Origin of the sequence: Tepidiphilus sp. J10 (genome assembly GCF_006980785.1) — a bacterium.
GTDB classification, from domain to species: domain Bacteria; phylum Pseudomonadota; class Gammaproteobacteria; order Burkholderiales; family Rhodocyclaceae; genus Tepidiphilus; species Tepidiphilus olei.
Map to the genome: position 1 here is coordinate 295,914 of NZ_SBHP01000001.1, position 16,691 is coordinate 312,604.

Consider the following 16,691-nt stretch of genomic DNA (forward strand, 5'->3'; position numbering starts at 1 on the left):
AGCGTCCGAACCCCGGAGAACGCCACCATACAACCGCGCAGCAGCTTATTCGAGCCGCCTACAGGGAACACCCGGAAATGAGCACTTCGATTCTTCCCAAGCCCCTCATCGCGCTCCTGCTCATCGTCCTGCCGGTGCTCGCATGGTCATGGCACGAACCTGCCGATCGCCTCACCTGGTGGCTCGAAGCCATGCCGGTCGTGCTCGCGCTGCCGCTGCTGCTAGCCACCGGCCGGCGCTTCCCCCTCACGCCGCTGCTGTATGGGGTCATCACGATCCACATGGTCTTCCTACTCGTGGGCGCACACTACACCTATGCCCAGACCCCTGTCGGATTCTGGCTCAAGGATCTCCTCGCGCTGGAGCGCAACCCTTACGATCGCCTCGGCCATTTCCTACAGGGTGTCACGCCGGCCCTGCTCGCCCGCGAACTCTTCGTACGCCTGGCGATCGTGCGCGGCAGAGGCTGGCAGCAATTCCTCGCCATTGCCGTCGCACTCGCCTTCAGCGCCTTCTACGAACTGCTCGAATGGGGCGCCGCGGTGGCCTATGGCGCCGAAGCCGAACACTTCCTCGCCATGCAGGGTGACATCTGGGATACCCAATGGGACATGGCTACCGCGCTGATCGCCGCCATCTCGATCCTCCCGCTCAGTGATAGGCTGCACCGTCGGCAGATATCCACCCTCACCGTTCAGTCGGATCCTGCCGCCCCACCGTCTCGATGATCCCCCCGCCCAGACACACGCGGGACTCATACACCACCACGCTCTGCCCCGGCGTGAGCGCCCACTGCGGCTGCGCGAATACGATCTCGGCGCAATCCTCCTCCACCCGCTCGATCTCGCAGGGGGCATCGCTCGAGCGGTAGCGCGGTTTGGCCGTATACACCCAATGCGTGTGCGGCGCCCGGCCCGCGATCCAGTGGCAGCGCACCGCCGTGAGCCGATCGTGCCACAGCGCCGGGTGCTCGCGCCCCTGCACCACGTAGAGCACGTTGGCCGCCACGTCCTTGGCCGCCACGTACCACGCCTCGTGCTCGTCGGGATTCGCCCCCCCCTTTACCCCGCCGATGCCCAAGCCCTTGCGTTGCCCCAGTGTGTAGTACATCACCCCCTGGTGCGTCCCCAACACGCGCCCATCGTCAAGCGAGCGGATCTCGCCGGGGCGCGCCGGCAGGTAGCGCTGCAAGAACTCCCGAAACGGCCGCTCGCCGATGAAACAGATCCCCGTCGAATCCTTCTTCTCCGCCACCGGCAGCTCCAGCGCCCGGGCGATTCTGCGCACTTCACGCTTGTAGAGGCGCCCCAACGGAAACATCGAGCGCGAAAGCTGCGCCTGGTCGAGCCGGTAGAGGAAATAGCTCTGATCCTTCGTGCCGTCCTCCGCCTTGAGGAGTTGATACGTCGCCCCCTCCTCGTCCTCCCAGCGCCGCACCTGCGCGTAGTGCCCCGTGGCGATGCGCTCGGCCCCCAGCGCCATGGCATGATCGAGGAAACAGGCGAACTTGATCTCGGCGTTGCACAGCACGTCCGGATTGGGCGTGCGCCCCGCCGCGTATTCGGCGAGGAATTCCGAGAAGACCCGCTCCTTGTACTCCTTGGCGAAATTGACGACTTCCAGCTCGACGCCCAGCAGGTCGCACACGCTCACCACGTCGATCAGATCCTGGCGCGTGGAGCAATATTCCTCGTCGTCATCGTCTTCCCAATTCTTCATGAACACGCCCGTCACACGCCAGCCGCGCTCCTTCAGAATCCAGGCCGCCACCGACGAATCCACCCCGCCCGAGAGCCCCACCACCACGTGGCGCCCTTCGCCCGGCTCGACGCCGATCGCATCCCAATCGAGTTGCTCCATCACGACTCCTCAGCCCGCCAAATGGCGGATCAAATCCAGGCTGTAGCGCCGCCCCTCGCGCCAATCGCGCACGCAGGAAAGCACCATGGGGCTGCGCAGACGCCCTTCGCGCCCCGCCGCCTCCACTTCTTCCGGCGACAGCCACAATGTGCGCAGAATTCCTTCATCCAGCGCGCGTTCGGGCTCCTCGCCCGTCACCTTGCCGGAAAAGGCGAAGCGCAGATAGGTGAGCGCTCCGTCCGGTCGGGTCCAGTGATACACCCCCACCACGGCGTTGGGCACGAACCGCAGACGAGTCTCTTCCAGTGTTTCACGCGCCACGGCGTCGACGAGCGACTCCCCCGGCTCCAGATGTCCCGCCGGCTGGTTCAGGCGCACGCCGAACTCCGTCTCTTCCTCGACGAACAAAAAGCGCCCCTCGCGCTCGATCACCGCCGCCACCGTCACGTGCGGCCGCCACACTTCGCCCATCGCGCGCCTCAGACTTTACCGAAACGAGCATTATAAGACCGGCGAAGCAGCCTATGGGCGCCCGAACGACCGCCGACACGGCTACAGGACGGCGTCGTGCGGTGCTCGAACGCCCCCGGATCGGAGGGCTTCGCAACCGATCCCGCTCATAGTGGTTTTTCGCGAGACTCGGAAGTGTGCGATCATTTTCTACTCCAACACGTGAGGAGACGACGATGAAACTCTATGACTATCCGCCTGCGCCGAACCCCCGACGCGTTCGCATCTTTCTCGCGGAGAAAGGCATCGAAGTGCCGACCGAAGCCGTGGATCTACGCCAGGGTGCGCAACTCAGCGAAACGTTCCGCCGAATCAACCCGCAGTGCGTGGTCCCCTACCTCGTGCTCGACGACGGCACCGGCATCAGCGAATCGATCGCCATCTGCCGCTACTTCGAAGCGCTGCAACCCGATCCGCCGCTCTTCGGCCAAACCCCGCTCGAACAAGCCCTGGTGGAAATGTGGAGTCGGCGCGCCGAGTTCGAGGGACTACTTGCCGTTGCCGATGCCTTGCGCAATTCCGCACCGGCTTTCAAGAACCGCGCACTCCCAGGCGCCGATGACTTCGAGCAGATTCCGGCCCTCGTCGAACGCGGACAGCGCCGCACGAAACGCTTTTTCGATGTACTGGAAGAGCGTCTCGCACACTCGACTTTTCTGGCGGGCGATTTCTTTTCAGTGGCCGACATCACCGCGTTCGTCACGGTGGACTTCGCCGGCTGGATCAAGCTCACCCTGCCAGAAACGCACATCAACGCTCGACGCTGGTACGAGACGGTACGGGCACGGCCGAGCGCCTCTGCCTAAAGGACTCGGTAGGTCAAACCTCTGCCTCCTGCGATGACGCACCGCCCTGAACGGGGCGATCGCGAAGTACCGGCTTTCCCGCATCCACTATCCACGCCATGACATTCTGCGGCCGCGCAGTAGGTCATTCGCGACGCTCCGTAGTATGATCGGTCCCATGCCCATCCAATGGTTTCCCGGCCACATGCACGCGGCGCGGCGCAAGCTCGAAGAGACGCTTGCCGACGTCGACGTGCTCATCGAAGTGCTCGACGCGCGCATTCCCGCAGCGAGCCGCAACCCTCTGCTCGAGACGCTGCGCCGCAGCCGGCAGCGCCCCTGCCTGAAACTGCTCAACAAGGCCGACCTCGCCGATCCGGCCCGTACAGCCGAATGGATCGCCGCCTTCGAGCGCGAAGAAGGCGTGCGTGCGCTCGCCGTCTGCGCCAAGAATCCGGCCGACGTACGTCGCATCCTGCCCGCCTGCGAGCGGCTCGCGCCGCACCGCAGCGAACCGACCAAACCGCTGCGCTTGATGATCGCCGGCATCCCCAACGTCGGCAAATCCACGCTGCTCAACGCCCTCCTCGGGCGCAAGGCCGCCAAGGTCGGGGACGAGCCGGCGGTGACGAAAAGTGTGCAACGCTACGATCTTCCGGGGCTGCGCAGCATCACCGATACCCCCGGCCTGATGTGGCCCAAAATCGAATTCGACGCCGACGGTTACCTGCTCGCCGCTTGCCACGCCATCGGGCGCAACGCCGTGGCCGAAGAGGAAGTCGCGGCCTTTCTCGCCGAGACCCTGATCGTCCAAGGCTACGCCGATCGGCTCACCGCACGCTATCGTCTCGACCCCAGGGGAATGAACGGCGATGAGATCGTCGCAGCCATCGGCGAGCGGCGCGGCTGCCGACGCAAGGGCGGCGAACTCGACCGGGAAAAGGCGGCCAATATCCTCCTGCAGGATTTTCGCGAGGGCAAGCTCGGCCCCCTCACCCTGGAGACGCCCGCCTCACGCGCCGCCATGATCGCCGCGCACGAGACGGCCCTGCTCGCCGAAGCGGACGATCAGCCGACCAGGCGATAGCCGATCGGCACCGTGAGTTCACCGTGGGCGCACATGGCTGCGTCCCCCTCTAGCGCCGCGAGTCCCTCCCGCACGAGCGCGAGCGCCGCATCGTCGAGCCAGGGCGAACCCGACGAACGCTCGAGCCGCACGAGCGCTCTGCCCCCGCTGCAAGAAAGCCGCACCCACACGGTGCCCTCCACACCCAGACGGCGCGCCTTGGGCGGATAGACCTTATGGGCTTCGAGCCAGGCGCGCAGCCGCTCGGCCCAAGGCGCCCCTCCTCCGGCTTCACCGTCGCCCTTCCCTTTCCTGCCACTGCCGACCGACGAGCCGCTCATCGCCCCTGCCAGTGGCGTTGGCGCGCCCTCCCCCTTCGCACCCGCAATCTCACCGCCGCCCCCCGCCCCATCGCCCTCCAAGGGATCCTGCACCGACACCTCGCCTTCCTCGCCAGCAAGCGCCGCCGCAGGTTGCTTTTCCTTTTCTGGTCGGGGAGCGTGAATCCTGGGCGATGGCACCTGCTCCGGCCTCGCTGCCGTGGCGCGCGCGCGTGGGGCTTCGACGGAACGTACTGCCGCCATGGGTTCAGCAGGCGGCGGTCGTCGTGGCTCCTGGACCGGCGATTCCGTGGCAGCTGTCTCACGCCCCTGCTCCCCGCTCACCGGTTCGCCCCCCGCGACCGCCGTCGGCTCCTCCGTAAACGGCCCGATCAAGGACACGGCAAACGGCGGCGGCTCCCGAGGAGGCCAAGCGGATGAAAACCCCAGCGCCAGCAGTCCGTAGGCGAGCACGTGAAGCGCGAACGTCGCCACCCAGGCCGCCAACACGAATCGCCACTGCCCCGCCGCGCGTCGACGCTTTCCGCCGAACGAATCTTCTCGCATGATGCGTTTCAAAGAAAGCCAAACGGGAATTATCGCATCCGCAAGGTACGCACAGGCGCTCCATCGGCGTCCTGGATTTACGCTATCATTGAACATACCCCAGAGGGAGCGAGACCATGACCGACAAAATCCCCGATCCAGTGCCCCAACACCCGCTGCTCGAGGGGAAACCCGAGATCGCGCGGGGGCGCTACAGCATCGTGCTCGACAAGGGGGACGGCGAGCGCGTCTATAAAATCATCACCCATCCGGACGAATACCTGCTCTACGCCGCCGACGACCGCCCTCAAGGGCCGCACTTCCCCATCGTCTACACCTATCACGGCATCATCGGACGCGCCAGCAACGGCTTTCCCATGCACCTCTTCGAGGTGGAGAAACTCTACCCCATCCCCGAGACGAGCCCCGCCGCCGACACCGCCCGGCGCCTGGTCCACGCCTGGTGGGACCTATGCCAGCAGTGGCAGCAGCTCGGCCAGATAATGGGCCGCATCGCCTTGCAGCAGCTCACCGAGCTCAAACCCCCGCCGTTCGACGCCGGCATGAAACAGGCTGTCGAAGCGCTGGCGCGATTCGCCGAGACCTACCGCGTGATTCCCGACCTCCTCAGCCGCGACAACCTCATGATGCGCAAGGACGGTACGCTCGTTTTCTCCGACCCCATCCGCCCCGGCAAAGATTGACGCTCACGTAATTTTTGCCTCGAGCGTCCACCGCCCCTGCCCTGGCGCCGCCTCCAGCCGGCCGCTGAGCCAGGGCAGCCCCTCTTGCAGGCGTTGTGGCAACACATACGGCGGATGCAGCACCACGAGGCCGCTCACCGTCATGCCGCGGCCGCCCACGGGTGGCGGCGCCACCTGCAGTTCCACCCGCAGATGATCTTCCGGCGCCAGGTTCGCCAGACGCCGGCGCAGCTCCTCCGCCTCCACCCGCCGCAGGCGCGGATACCATACGAGCACCGTCGCCTGCGGAAATTTCGCCAACATCGCCCGCACGGCGGGGATGAGCCGCACGTAGTCGCCGCGCACTTCATAGGGAGGATCGACGAGGATCACTCCCCGACGCGAGGGCGGCGGCAGCACCTGCAGCACCCCGGCAAAACCGTCGGTCGCCAGGCAACGCACCTGCGCATCCCCGGCGAAGAGCCGCTCGAGCGCGGCGAAATCGCGCGGATGGCGCTCGAAACACACCAGACGATCGCCCCCCTTGCCACGGGCACCGGCGCGGGCGAACTGCCGCGCGATCGCCGGTGAGCCGGGGTAGAGCTCCAGTCGCCCGGTGGGGTTGAACGCTGCCACGGCCTCCAGATACGCGGAGAACACTGCCGGTGCCTCGGCGCGCGCCGCCCACAGGCGCGCGATCCCTTCGCGGAATTCATGGCTCGCCTGCGTACCCCCCACCCCAACGCCCAGCCGATAGAGGCCAGCGCCGGCGTGGGTGTCGACGTAGGTCCAGGGCGCGGGCTTGGCGTTGAAGTAGGTCAATACTTCAGCCAGTACCCAGTGCTTGAGCACATCGGCGTGATTGCCCGCGTGAAAACCGTGGCGATAGCTCAGCACCGTCCCGTCCTTTCACTCGTCATCGAATCGGCAAACCCGAGGCATCGAACATTCCCTCGAAAAGCGCCGAGCTCAGGTAACGCTCGCCCGAATCGGGCAGGACGACGACGATGGTCTTTCCGGCGTATTCGTCCCGTTTGGCCAGCCGCAGCGCCGCTACCACCGCCGCGCCGCTCGAGATGCCGGCGAGGATTCCTTCCTCGCGGGCGAGTCGCCGGGCAGTCTCCATGGCCTCTTCGTCGCCCACCCGCTCGATCAAGTCGATGAGTGACAGGTCCAGCACCTCCGGCACGAACCCCGCACCGATGCCCTGGATCTTGTGCGGCCCTGGCTTGATCGGCAAGCCTTCACGCGCCTGCGTGAGCACGGGGCTACCCGCCGGCTCCACCGCCACCGACACGATGGGTTTGCCCCGAGTCTTCTTCAGGTAACGGCTCACGCCGGTGATGGTGCCACCGGTGCCCACGCCGGCGACGAAGACATCCACCTGCCCGTCGGTGTCGTTCCAAATCTCGGGTCCCGTGGTCTGCTCATGGATGGCCGGGTTGGCCGGATTGCGGAACTGCTGCAGCATCACGTAGCGCTGGGGGTCGGAAGCGGCGATCGCCTCGGCACGCTCGATCGCGCCCTTCATGCCCTTGGCCCCTTCGGTGAGCACCAGCTTGGCGCCAAAGACGGCGAGTAGTTTCCGGCGCTCCAGACTCATCGTCTCGGGCATGGTGAGCGTGAGGGGAATCCCCTTGGCCGCGGCCACGAACGCGAGCGCGATCCCCGTGTTGCCACTCGTGGGCTCGATGAGCTCCTTGCCCGGACCGAGCACCCCCCGTCGCTCGGCATCGGCCACCATGGACGCGCCGATGCGGCACTTCACGGAAAACGCGGGATTGCGCGCCTCGATCTTGGCGAGCACCGTCGCCTTGGCCCCGGCGGTGAGGCGGTTCAAGCGCACGAGCGGCGTGCGCCCAATAGATGCGGGATTGTCGGCAAACCAGTTGGCCATCACTCCGTCTCCTTCGACATGCGGTACCCCCATGATACCGCGCGCCGTACCGTCGCCCTACAACCCACCGCTCGAAGCTCATGGCGGCTCGGGAATAACACCGCAGGCGAGCATTTTTCGATACGCGAACAAAATTTCTGACGTGCTCCTCGCATCCGTGTTTCAGACACTCTGCTCCTGCCCCGTTCACGTTTTCGTCACCTGCGCGTGACACCACGGTGACGGCCGAATTCCTACACTTGAGAACTTCGCCCTCATCCGGTTCCGTTGCATCATGCCGCTGCTCCGTCACGCTCAAGCCCGATTCCTGTCGCTGATCCTCCTCGCCTGGCTGCTCGTCTTTTTCCTCACCCGCACGGGCTTGCTCCTGGTGCACCCGAACGAGGCGGTGCATGCGCCGCTCGACCTCGTGCGCCTCTACGGCATCGGCCTGGCTTACGACTTCGCCTTCCTCGTCTACGCGGCCCTGCCGCTCGCCTTCTACCTGTTCGTACTGTGTCCCAACCGGCTGTGGCGCACGCGGGCGCACCGCGCCTTTCTCTACGCGCTCACGGCCCTGAGCCTCTTCGCCATGCTCTTCGTGGCCACTGCCGAATACTTCTTCTGGGACGAGTTCGGCGCACGGTTCAACTTCATCGCCGTGGATTACCTCATCTACACCACGGAGGTGATCGACAACATCCGCGAATCCTACCCCGTGGGGGCGTTGATCACGGGGCTTGCCGTGCTCGCGCTCGCGCTGACCTTCGCCCTGCGCCGGGTGATCGCCGGTGCGCTGGATGCCCCGCCCCTGCCGCTCAAACCGGGGCTTGCCGCCTTCGCCGGGTTGATTGCGCTCGCCGCGCTCGATGCAGCCTTCGTCGACCAGGATTTCCCCATGGGGCAGGAGCAGAACACCTATCGGCGCGAGCTCTCCGGCAACGGACCCTATCAATTCTTCGCGGCGTTTCGCAACAACGAGATCGACTATCGCCGTTTCTACGCCACCCTGCCCGAAGCCGACACGGGGCCGGTCTTGCGCCAGGAGCTTGCCGAGCCCAACGCGACCTTCCTCAGCCAGGATCCCCTCGATCCGCGCCGGCGTATCGTCAACGGCGGCCCGGAGCTGCGGCGAAACATCATCCTCGTGACGGTGGAGAGCCTCAGCGCCAAGTTCCTCGGCAGCAACGGCGATCCGCGCGGACTCACTCCCAACCTCGACGCCCTGCGCCGCGAAAGCCTCTATTTCAACAACTTCTACGCCACCGGCACCCGCACCGACCGTGGCCTGGAGGCAGTCACCCTGTCGGTGCCGCCCACGCCGGGCCGTTCCATCGTCAAGCGCATCGGGCGCGAGAGCGGCTATGCCAGCCTCGGCCAGCAGCTCGTGGCCAAGGGGTACGACGCCGTCTTCGTCTATGGCGGGCGCGGCTACTTCGACAACATGAACGCTTTTTTCAGCGGCAACGGCTACCGCATCGTCGACCAGAGCAGCGTTCCCGAGTCCGAGATCCACTTCAAGAACGCCTGGGGCATGGCCGACGAGGATCTCTACGCCCAGGCGATGAAAGTGGCCGACCAGGATCACGCCGCCGGCAAACCCTTCTTCCTACACCTCATGACCACCTCGAACCATCGCCCCTATACCTATCCCGACGGGCGCATCGACATCCCTTCGGGCAAGGGGCGCGACGGGGCGGTGAAATACACCGACTACGCCATCGGCAAGTTCCTGCGCGAGGCGCGCGACAAACCCTGGTTCAAGGACACGATCTTCGTCTTCCTCGCCGATCACACCGCCGGCAGCGCCGGCCATGAAGACCTGCCGGTGGCGAACTACCACATCCCGCTCTTCATCTACGCGCCGGGCTTCATCACCCCGCGCGAGGTCTCGGCGTTGGCGAGCCAGATCGACCTCGCGCCCACCCTGCTCGGCCTGCTGCACATGGACTACGTCTCCACCTTCTACGGGCGCGACGTGCTGCGCGACGAGACCCGCCCGGGGCGCGCCCTCATCGGCAACTACCAGCATCTGGGGCTTTTCGACGGCAAGGATCTGGCGATCCTCAGCCCGCGCAAGAAGATCCGCCTGCGCGAGCATGCCGCAGCGGATGCAGAGCACGAACGCCCGGCAATGTCGGAAGACCCCCTGGTGCGCCGCGCCATCGCCTACTACGAAGACGCGAGCCACGCTTTCCGCAACGGCCTGCTCGCATGGCGAACGCAGGAGCACGAACTGGCTGAAACACCGAGCGGGCAAGCGACACCGACCTCGAGCGCCTCGACGAACCGTCACGGACGGGTGCAAAGCAAGGCGCCCGAAGCTCGAGAAACGAGACCTCTCGAATGGATGGGCGAGCCCCAAGGGACCGGAGCACGCCCCCTTACAGCCGCGCAGTAGGCCCAACGAGGCGCCCCAGAAGGCCACGGCCACCCGACTTATCGACGAGCCGCACTATAATTGTCGGGTGCCTCGAGCAACCGTCACGAGCTCAGGCCAAGCCAAGTGCCCGGGGCTGCGGTCCAGGGAACATATAGGATGGCTCGACGAGCATCCGGGCATCGCATGGCGCCGCCATACAGCCATATGGAGGGGCATTCGAGGCATCCTGCGGGATCGTGCTCGTCCCCGCGCCTGACACCCGATCCTTCATTCTCACGGAGTCCCTGCATGAGCACCCGTCACTGCCGCCTTCTCATCCTCGGTTCCGGCCCCGCCGGCTACACCGCCGCCATCTACGCCGCCCGCGCCAACCTCGAACCCGTCCTCATCACGGGGCTCGCCCAGGGCGGTCAGCTCATGACCACGACCGAAGTCGACAACTGGCCCGCCGAACCCGAAGGCGTTCAGGGGCCGGAGCTCATGGAACGCTTCGAGAAACACGCCCGCCGCTTCGGTACCGAGATCGTGTTCGACCACATCCACACGGCCGATCTCTCGCAACGCCCGTTTCGCCTCGAGGGCGATGCCGGCACCTATACCTGTGATGCACTCATCATCGCCACCGGCGCCACCGCCAAGTACCTCGGCTTGCCGTCCGAGGAAAAGTTCATGGGACGGGGCGTGTCGGCCTGCGCCACCTGCGATGGATTCTTCTACAAGAATGAGGACGTCGCCGTGATCGGCGGCGGCAACACTGCCGTCGAAGAAGCGCTCTATCTCGCCAACATCGCGCGCAAAGTCACCCTGGTACACCGCCGCCAGCAATTCCGCGCCGAGAAGATCATGGTCGACAAGCTCATGGAGAAAGTCGCCAGCGGCAAGATCGAATTGGTACTCGACAGCGTGGTGGATGAAATCCTGGGCGACGATTCGGGCGTGACCGGCATCCGGGTGAAGCACGTGGTCGACGGCAGCACGCGCGAGATTCCCGTCAAGGGCGTATTCGTCGCCATCGGACACAAGCCCAACACGGAGCTCTTCGTCGGCCAGCTCGACATGGAGAACGGTTACATCGTCACGCGCGGCGGTCGCCACGGCAACGCCACGGCCACCTCGATCGAAGGGGTTTTCGCCGCCGGCGACGTGCAAGATCAAGTCTATCGCCAGGCCGTGACCAGCGCCGGTACGGGCTGCATGGCGGCGCTCGATGCCGAGCGCTACCTCGACGGCGTGGGAAGCTGAGCCCGATGGCCCGCCCGCGTCCTCCGGCCTGGGCGGCACCTTTGGTCGAGCTCAAAAAGCAAGGCTCGACCCGGGTCGGCGCTGCGCCCTCGAAGTCGATCTCTGAAGAAGCGGATTGGCGCGAGGGCGTTCGCCCGCTCTCTTTCACCCCGCGCGTGGAGCCTGAACGCCCGCGCCCGGCGCCGGTGCCGCGGCAAAAGCTCGCCGACGAACGCGCCATCCTCGCCGAGGAGCTGCTCGCTCCGCTGGAACTCGAAGACTGGCTGGAAGCTGACGAGAGCACCCACTTCCTGCGCCCCGGCGTGCCGCGGCGAGTGCTCATCGACCTGCGGCGCAGCCGCTGGGCGCTGCAAGGCGAGATCGACTTGCACGGTTTGACACGGATCGAGGCGCGCGAGGCGCTCTCGGCCTACCTCGCCCGCGCCCGACACCGAGGCTTGCGCTGCATTCGCGTCATCCACGGCAAGGGGTTGCGCTCGCCGGGTGGTTTCTCCGTGCTGCGCCACTTGTCGCGGCGCTGGCTCGCGCAGCGCGACGAGATCCTCGCGTTCTGCGAAGCCCCGCCCACGCGCGGCGGCAGCGGCGCCCTCATCGTCCTGCTGCGCGCCCCGCGCGAGTGAGCCGCCTCAAATCGCGTTGCCGTCGGTCTCACCGGTGCGGATGCGGATCACCTGCTCCACCGGCAGCACGAAGATCTTGCCGTCGCCGATCTTGCCGGTGCGCGCCGTCTCCATGATGACGTCGACCACCTGGGCGACGCGATCGTCGGTGACGACCACCTCCACCTTGATCTTCGGCAGGAAATCGACCACATATTCGGCGCCACGGTAGAGTTCCGTATGCCCTTTCTGGCGACCGAATCCCTTGACCTCAGTGACGGTCAGACCACTCACCCCGATCTCAGAGAGCGCCTCGCGCACCTCGTCGAGCTTGAACGGCTTGATGATCGCTTCGATCTTTTTCATGATCCGCCTTCCTCGTCGTATTCGTCGGCATAGCGCGCCGTGATGGGATAGCGCCAATCACGACCAAAGGCGCGCCGGCTCACCCGTACGCCGATCGGCGCCTGGCGCCGTTTGTACTCGCTACGTTTCAAAAGCGTCACGGCGCGCCGCACCGCCGCAGCGTCGAACCCGGCGGCGATGATCTCACGGGGCGAACATTCCCACTCCATGTAGCGCTCGATGATCTGATCGAGCACCTCATAGGGCGGCAAGGAATCCTGGTCGCATTGATCGGGCTTGAGCTCGGCCGAAGGCGGGCGCGTGATGATACGCTCGGGGATCACCTCACCATTGCGATTGCACCAACGCGCGAGCCGATAGACCTGGGTCTTATAGACGTCCTTGAGCACGGCAAAGCCGCCTGCCATGTCACCATAGAGCGTGGCATAGCCGGTGGCCATCTCACTCTTGTTGCCGGTGGTGAGCACCAGCGCCCCGGTCTTGTTGGAAAGCGCCATCAGGAGCACTCCGCGGATGCGCGACTGCAGGTTCTCTTCGGTGGTATCCGGCGGCAGCCCGGCGAAGAAAGGCTCCAGCATCGCCGCGAACGTGTTCATCGCCGGCTCGATGGGGATGACGTCGTAGCGCACCCCGAGCCGGGCGGCGAGCGTCGCGGCGTCTTCCAGGCTCATCGCCGCCGTATAGGGCGAAGGCAGCATCACGGCACGCACCCGCTCCGACCCCAAGGCGTCGACGGCGAGGCACAGCGTGAGCGCCGAATCGATCCCCCCCGATAGACCGATGATCGCGCCGGGAAAACCGTTCTTGCCGAGATAATCGCGCACCCCCAACACCAACGCCCGATAAAGCTCCTCTTCCGGCGGCAAGGGATCGAAGGAAGGCGCATGCGGCTGCCAACGGCCCTCGTGCCACTCGATCACCGTCTCTTTCTCGGCGAAGAACGGCCCCTGCCAGGCCACGGCGCCTTGCGCGTCGAGCGCGAAGGAGGCGCCGTCGAACACGAGCTCGTCCTGCCCCCCCACCATGTTGAGGTAGAGCAACGCCCGGCCGGAGGCCCGGACCCGCTCGGCGATCACGGCCTGCCGCTCACGCCACTTCTGCTGGTGATAGGGCGAGGCGTTGAGCGCCACGACGAGCTCCGCGCCCTGCGCCACGGACTCTTCCACCGGCCCGGCCGACCAGGCATCCTCGCAGATCACCACGCCCACCCGCACGCCCTGGTGGGTGAAGACGAAGGGCTCATTGCCAGCGCAGAAGTAGCGTTTCTCGTCGAAGACGGCGTAGTTCGGCAACCGGCGCTTGCGATAGAGCCCGTCGATGCGGCCATCGCGCAGCAGCGCCGCCGCGTTGAAGCGCCCGCCCTCGTCGGCCCAGGGCACGCCGACGAGCAGCGCCGGCCCCGCAGCCGTACGCGCCGCCAAGGATTCCAGATGGTGGCGCGCCGCACGGTAGAAGTCGGGGCGCAACAGCAGATCTTCGGGCGGATAGCCGCTCAGGGCGAGTTCCGGGGTGAGCACGAGCTCGGCGCCCTGGGCGGCGAGCCGCGAGAGTGCCCCGGCGATGAGGGCTTCATTGTGGGCGAAATCGCCCACCACCGGGTCGATCTGGGCCACGCCCAGGCGCAGTGCGCTCATCCCGTCGGGGCCGTTTTACTGGGCCGACGAGGCGTTCTTCACGCCGGCGAGGATCTCCTGCTTGGCCTCTTCGACGCCCGCCCAGCCGAGCACCTTGACCCACTTGCCCGGTTCCAGATCCTTGTAGTGCTCGAAGAAATGCACGGTCTGTTTCAGCAGGAGCTCCGGCAGATCCTCGAGTGACTGCACTTTGTCATAGAGCGGGGTGAGCTTGGACACCGGCACCGCCACCACCTTGGCATCGACGCCCGATTCGTCTTCCATCTTCAGCAAACCCACCGGGCGGCAACGGATCACCACCCCCGGCTGCAGGGGAAACGGCGTGACGACGAGCACGTCGACCGGATCGCCATCCCCCGCCACCGTGTGCGGCACGTAGCCATAATTGAGCGGATAGCGCATCGTCGTACCCATGAAACGGTCGACGAAAATGGCGCCACTCTCCTTGTCCACCTCGAATTTGATCGGATCGGACTGCGCCGGGATCTCGATGATGACGTTGATGTCGTTGGGCACGTCCTTGCCAGCGGAAACGCATTCGAAAGCCATGGAAACTCCTCACTCGTACAAAAAACCCCGGCCGGAAGAACCGGCTCGACTGGAGGAGATTATATAACGCCCTTTTGCGGCTTCAGGGGTGGCAAACCACGCCCTGCCAGATCATCCCGCCCAGCTGCGGCGCGCGCCACAGCCCCAGCAGCCCGAAGGCGACCACCAGGAGGCCCGCGGCGCGGCGCACCCAGGGGTGTCCTGCCACGTTGCGAAAGCGCCGCAACAGCAGCCCCGCAGCGAGCAGATTCGGCAACGTACCCAAACCGAACGCGAGCATCACCCCGGCGCCACGCAACCCGTCACCCGCAAGCAGCGCCGTCGCGAGCACGCTATAGACGAGCCCACAGGGCAAAAACCCCCACAGCAGACCGAGCGGAAACGCCTGCGCCACCGAACGCACCGGCAGGAAACGGCGTGTGGCCGGCTGCACCCACCGCCACAGGCGATGCCCGGCGCGCTCGAGCGGGGCGAGCCAGCGCGTCTGGCCGAGAAAATAGAGCCCCATGGCCACGAGCATGAGATTGGCGAGCACGTAGAACGTGAGCTGAACCGGCAGCACTCCTTCGAGCATTCCGCCGATGGCCCCCAGCCAGCCCAGCACTGCGCCGAGCAGCGTGTAGGTGGTGATACGGCCGAGGTTGTAGGCCAGATGCAGCGGCCACTTCGCCCCCTGCGCCGTCTGCAGCGACAAGGCGCCGACGATACCACCGCACATGCCGAGGCAATGTACTCCGCCCAGGAGGCCGATGAGGAAGACCGCGAGAAAACCGTTCCAAGCCACGCCGCTGCCTCAGATCACGCGCGAATAGCGCGCCCGCTCGCGATCGTGGCGCAGATAGCGGTCGAACACCATGGCGATCGCCCGCACCAGCAGCCGCCCCGGTGGCAACACCGTGATCCAGCGATCCCCGATCTCCACCAGCCCTGCCTCGGCCATGCGCGCCAAGTCGTGTAACTCCGGGGCGAAATAGCGGCGAAAATCGATGAGGTGCGCGATCTCGATCGACTCGATCGACAGCTCGAAATGGCACATCAACGCCTGGATGATGGAGCGGCGCAGCACGTCGTCGGCGGTCAGCTCCACGCCGCGCAGCACCGGCAGCTCACCGCGCTCGAGCGCGTCGTAGTAGTCTTCCTCCGTCTTGTGATTCTGCGCGTAGATCGCCCCCAGTTTGCTGATGGAGGAAATGCCGAAGGCGATCATGTCGCACTCGGCCTGGGTCGAATACCCCTGGAAATTGCGGTGCAACCGCCCCTGCCGCTGGGCGATCGTCAGTTCGTCGTCGGGCTTGGCGAAGTGATCCATCCCGATATAGACGTAACCGGCATCGACCAGGCGCTCGATAGCGTACTTCATGATGCCGAGCTTGTCGGCCGCCGTGGGCAGGGCCGCCTCCTCGATGCGCCGCTGCGGCTTGAAGAGCCGCGGCAGGTGGGCATAGCTGTAGAGCGAGAGGCGATCGGGCGAGAGTTCGATCATCCGTTCGAGCGTGGCGGCAAAGCGCTCCACCGTCTGGTGCGGCAAACCATAGATGAGATCCATGCTCACCGACTTGAAGCCGTTTTCGCGCGCCGCCTCCAGCACCGCCGCCGTTTCGTCGAAACTCTGGATGCGATTGACCGCCGCCTGCACCAGCGGGTCGAAGTCCTGTACCCCGATGCTCATGCGGTTGAAACCGAGCTCGGCGAGCAAGGCCACCTGCGCCGCCTCCACCTTGCGCGGATCGACTTCGATGGAAAATTCACCGTGCTCGGCGAGCAGGAAGCGCGCCCGGATCACCTCCATCAACCGGCGCATCTCGTCTTCGGCAAGGAAAGTGGGCGTACCGCCGCCCAAATGCAACTGAGTGACCTCACGGCCACCGGCCAGATGCCGATCGACGAGGTCGATCTCGCGCTCGAGGAAATCGAGATAGCGCGCGCTGCGGGAATGATCCTTGGTGATGATCTTGTTGCAGGCGCAATAGTAACAAATCGTATTACAGAAGGGGATGTGCACGTATAATGACAGCGGCCGGTTCAAGCCTCCGACTTCGCGGCTCCCGAGCCAGCGGGCATACTGGGCCGGCCCGAAGGCTTCGACGAAGCGATCCGCCGTCGGATAGGAGGTATAGCGCGGCCCGCTGATGTCGAAGCGCCGGATCAGCTCCGGATCGACGACGAGGCGATGGGTTTCTTGCATCGTAGCACTCATGGACGGACGCCCACCTGGTTTTCCTGCGTTAGATTCTCATAATATGGCACGAAACGGCCGACGACAGGTTGACCG

At 65.6% G+C, this 16,691-nt stretch carries 17 protein-coding genes; 7 read left to right on the forward strand and 10 right to left on the reverse strand.

The annotated features are described in order from the left end of the window. The first annotated feature begins 77 nt into the window (after nt 1–77). On the forward strand, nt 78–728 hold the full coding sequence (locus EPD81_RS01440) for a DUF2238 domain-containing protein (RefSeq protein WP_142803654.1): 651 nt from the start codon (nt 78–80) through the stop codon (nt 726–728). On the opposite strand, the gene mnmA is transcribed toward EPD81_RS01440, so the two are convergent. Then, complete coding sequence (mnmA, locus tag EPD81_RS01445) at nt 688–1,860, reverse strand: tRNA 2-thiouridine(34) synthase MnmA (RefSeq protein WP_142803655.1); 1,173 nt, start codon at nt 1,858–1,860, stop codon at nt 688–690. The two genes, EPD81_RS01440 and mnmA, sit on opposite strands and share 41 nt — an antisense overlap. 9 nt (nt 1,861–1,869) lie before the next feature. Then, the gene (locus EPD81_RS01450) at nt 1,870–2,331 is read right to left on the reverse strand and encodes an NUDIX hydrolase (protein WP_142803656.1); all 462 of its coding nucleotides are present in this window, start codon (nt 2,329–2,331) and stop codon (nt 1,870–1,872) included. 215 nt (nt 2,332–2,546) lie between these two features. Here EPD81_RS01450 and EPD81_RS01455 point away from each other — a divergent pair, with 215 nt between their 5' ends. Both EPD81_RS01455 and ylqF read left to right on the forward strand, forming a co-directional pair. Next, nucleotides 2,547–3,176: a glutathione S-transferase family protein gene (locus EPD81_RS01455; RefSeq protein WP_142803657.1), complete on the forward strand. Its 630-nt coding sequence runs from the start codon at nt 2,547–2,549 to the stop codon at nt 3,174–3,176. A 157-nt stretch (nt 3,177–3,333) separates the two neighbouring features. Next, on the forward strand, nt 3,334–4,242 hold the full coding sequence (gene ylqF, locus EPD81_RS01460; protein ID WP_142803658.1) for a ribosome biogenesis GTPase YlqF: 909 nt from the start codon (nt 3,334–3,336) through the stop codon (nt 4,240–4,242). Here the strand turns inward: ylqF and EPD81_RS01465 are convergent. Next, nucleotides 4,224–5,108, reverse strand: coding sequence for an energy transducer TonB (locus EPD81_RS01465; protein WP_185955320.1), 885 nt, complete (start codon nt 5,106–5,108; stop codon nt 4,224–4,226). The genes ylqF and EPD81_RS01465 overlap by 19 nt on opposite strands. Before the next feature lie 116 nt (nt 5,109–5,224). Here EPD81_RS01465 and EPD81_RS01470 point away from each other — a divergent pair, with 116 nt between their 5' ends. Then, nucleotides 5,225–5,791 (forward strand): hypothetical protein, encoded by a 567-nt coding sequence (locus tag EPD81_RS01470; protein WP_142803660.1) that lies wholly within the window; start codon nt 5,225–5,227, stop codon nt 5,789–5,791. A 3-nt stretch (nt 5,792–5,794) separates the two neighbouring features. Here EPD81_RS01470 and EPD81_RS01475 read toward each other — a convergent pair whose 3' ends face one another. Together EPD81_RS01475 and cysK are read right to left on the reverse strand one after the other, a co-directional pair. Continuing rightward, nucleotides 5,795–6,667, reverse strand: coding sequence for a 23S rRNA (adenine(2030)-N(6))-methyltransferase RlmJ (locus EPD81_RS01475; RefSeq protein ID WP_142803661.1), 873 nt, complete (start codon nt 6,665–6,667; stop codon nt 5,795–5,797). 19 nt (nt 6,668–6,686) lie between these two features. Continuing rightward, the gene (gene cysK / locus EPD81_RS01480; protein WP_142803662.1) at nt 6,687–7,667 is read right to left on the reverse strand and encodes a cysteine synthase A; all 981 of its coding nucleotides are present in this window, start codon (nt 7,665–7,667) and stop codon (nt 6,687–6,689) included. Between the two features lie 274 nt (nt 7,668–7,941). On the opposite strand from cysK, the gene EPD81_RS01485 reads away from it, so the two are divergent. The 3 genes from EPD81_RS01485 to EPD81_RS01495 all read left to right on the forward strand — a co-directional run bounded on the left by EPD81_RS01485 (nt 7,942) and on the right by EPD81_RS01495 (nt 11,891). Beyond that, a complete protein-coding gene (locus tag EPD81_RS01485; protein WP_142803663.1) occupies nt 7,942–10,047 on the forward strand; it encodes an LTA synthase family protein in 2,106 nt (701 codons plus the stop codon). Nucleotides 10,048–10,317: 270 nt separating this feature from the next. Continuing rightward, a complete protein-coding gene (gene trxB, locus EPD81_RS01490) occupies nt 10,318–11,271 on the forward strand; it encodes a thioredoxin-disulfide reductase (protein WP_142803664.1) in 954 nt (317 codons plus the stop codon). A gap of 5 nt (nt 11,272–11,276) precedes the next feature. Then, nucleotides 11,277–11,891 carry a Smr/MutS family protein gene (locus tag EPD81_RS01495; protein WP_142803665.1) on the forward strand — a complete coding sequence of 205 codons (615 nt, stop codon included), beginning with the start codon at nt 11,277–11,279 and terminating at the stop codon, nt 11,889–11,891. A gap of 6 nt (nt 11,892–11,897) precedes the next feature. On the opposite strand, the gene EPD81_RS01500 is transcribed toward EPD81_RS01495, so the two are convergent. The 5 genes from EPD81_RS01500 to hemN all read right to left on the reverse strand — a co-directional run bounded on the left by EPD81_RS01500 (nt 11,898) and on the right by hemN (nt 16,616). Then, on the reverse strand, nt 11,898–12,236 hold the full coding sequence (locus tag EPD81_RS01500; protein ID WP_028874947.1) for a P-II family nitrogen regulator: 339 nt from the start codon (nt 12,234–12,236) through the stop codon (nt 11,898–11,900). Beyond that, nucleotides 12,233–13,870 carry an NAD+ synthase gene (locus EPD81_RS01505; protein ID WP_142803666.1) on the reverse strand — a complete coding sequence of 546 codons (1,638 nt, stop codon included), beginning with the start codon at nt 13,868–13,870 and terminating at the stop codon, nt 12,233–12,235. Before EPD81_RS01505 ends, EPD81_RS01500 begins: the two co-directional genes overlap by 4 nt. 15 nt (nt 13,871–13,885) lie before the next feature. Further along, nucleotides 13,886–14,419 (reverse strand): inorganic diphosphatase, encoded by a 534-nt coding sequence (ppa, locus tag EPD81_RS01510; RefSeq protein ID WP_142803667.1) that lies wholly within the window; start codon nt 14,417–14,419, stop codon nt 13,886–13,888. Between the two features lie 82 nt (nt 14,420–14,501). Continuing rightward, entirely contained in the window at nt 14,502–15,203 is a 702-nt protein-coding gene (locus EPD81_RS01515) for a sulfite exporter TauE/SafE family protein (RefSeq protein WP_142803668.1), read from the reverse strand. Between the two features lie 9 nt (nt 15,204–15,212). Further along, complete coding sequence (hemN, locus tag EPD81_RS01520) at nt 15,213–16,616, reverse strand: oxygen-independent coproporphyrinogen III oxidase (RefSeq protein ID WP_221929161.1); 1,404 nt, start codon at nt 16,614–16,616, stop codon at nt 15,213–15,215. Between the last annotated feature and the right edge of the window lie 75 nt (nt 16,617–16,691).

Bases quoted from the DNA above. Each gene is read 5' to 3' on its own strand.
- EPD81_RS01440 (WP_142803654.1), top strand. From the start codon at position 78: ATGAGCACTTCGATTCTTCCCAAGCCCCTCATCGCGCTCCTGCTCATC.
- EPD81_RS01495 (WP_142803665.1), top strand. From the start codon at position 11,277: ATGGCCCGCCCGCGTCCTCCGGCCTGGGCGGCACCTTTGGTCGAGCTC.
- ylqF (WP_142803658.1), top strand. From the start codon at position 3,334: ATGCCCATCCAATGGTTTCCCGGCCACATGCACGCGGCGCGGCGCAAG.
- EPD81_RS01465 (WP_185955320.1), bottom strand. From the start codon at position 5,108: ATGCGAGAAGATTCGTTCGGCGGAAAGCGTCGACGCGCGGCGGGGCAG.
- EPD81_RS01455 (WP_142803657.1), top strand. From the start codon at position 2,547: ATGAAACTCTATGACTATCCGCCTGCGCCGAACCCCCGACGCGTTCGC.
- EPD81_RS01450 (WP_142803656.1), bottom strand. From the start codon at position 2,331: ATGGGCGAAGTGTGGCGGCCGCACGTGACGGTGGCGGCGGTGATCGAG.
- cysK (WP_142803662.1), bottom strand. From the start codon at position 7,667: ATGGCCAACTGGTTTGCCGACAATCCCGCATCTATTGGGCGCACGCCG.
- EPD81_RS01500 (WP_028874947.1), bottom strand. From the start codon at position 12,236: ATGAAAAAGATCGAAGCGATCATCAAGCCGTTCAAGCTCGACGAGGTG.
- ppa (WP_142803667.1), bottom strand. From the start codon at position 14,419: ATGGCTTTCGAATGCGTTTCCGCTGGCAAGGACGTGCCCAACGACATC.
- EPD81_RS01470 (WP_142803660.1), top strand. From the start codon at position 5,225: ATGACCGACAAAATCCCCGATCCAGTGCCCCAACACCCGCTGCTCGAG.
- trxB (WP_142803664.1), top strand. From the start codon at position 10,318: ATGAGCACCCGTCACTGCCGCCTTCTCATCCTCGGTTCCGGCCCCGCC.
- EPD81_RS01505 (WP_142803666.1), bottom strand. From the start codon at position 13,870: ATGAGCGCACTGCGCCTGGGCGTGGCCCAGATCGACCCGGTGGTGGGC.
- mnmA (WP_142803655.1), bottom strand. From the start codon at position 1,860: ATGGAGCAACTCGATTGGGATGCGATCGGCGTCGAGCCGGGCGAAGGG.
- hemN (WP_221929161.1), bottom strand. From the start codon at position 16,616: ATGAGTGCTACGATGCAAGAAACCCATCGCCTCGTCGTCGATCCGGAG.
- EPD81_RS01485 (WP_142803663.1), top strand. From the start codon at position 7,942: ATGCCGCTGCTCCGTCACGCTCAAGCCCGATTCCTGTCGCTGATCCTC.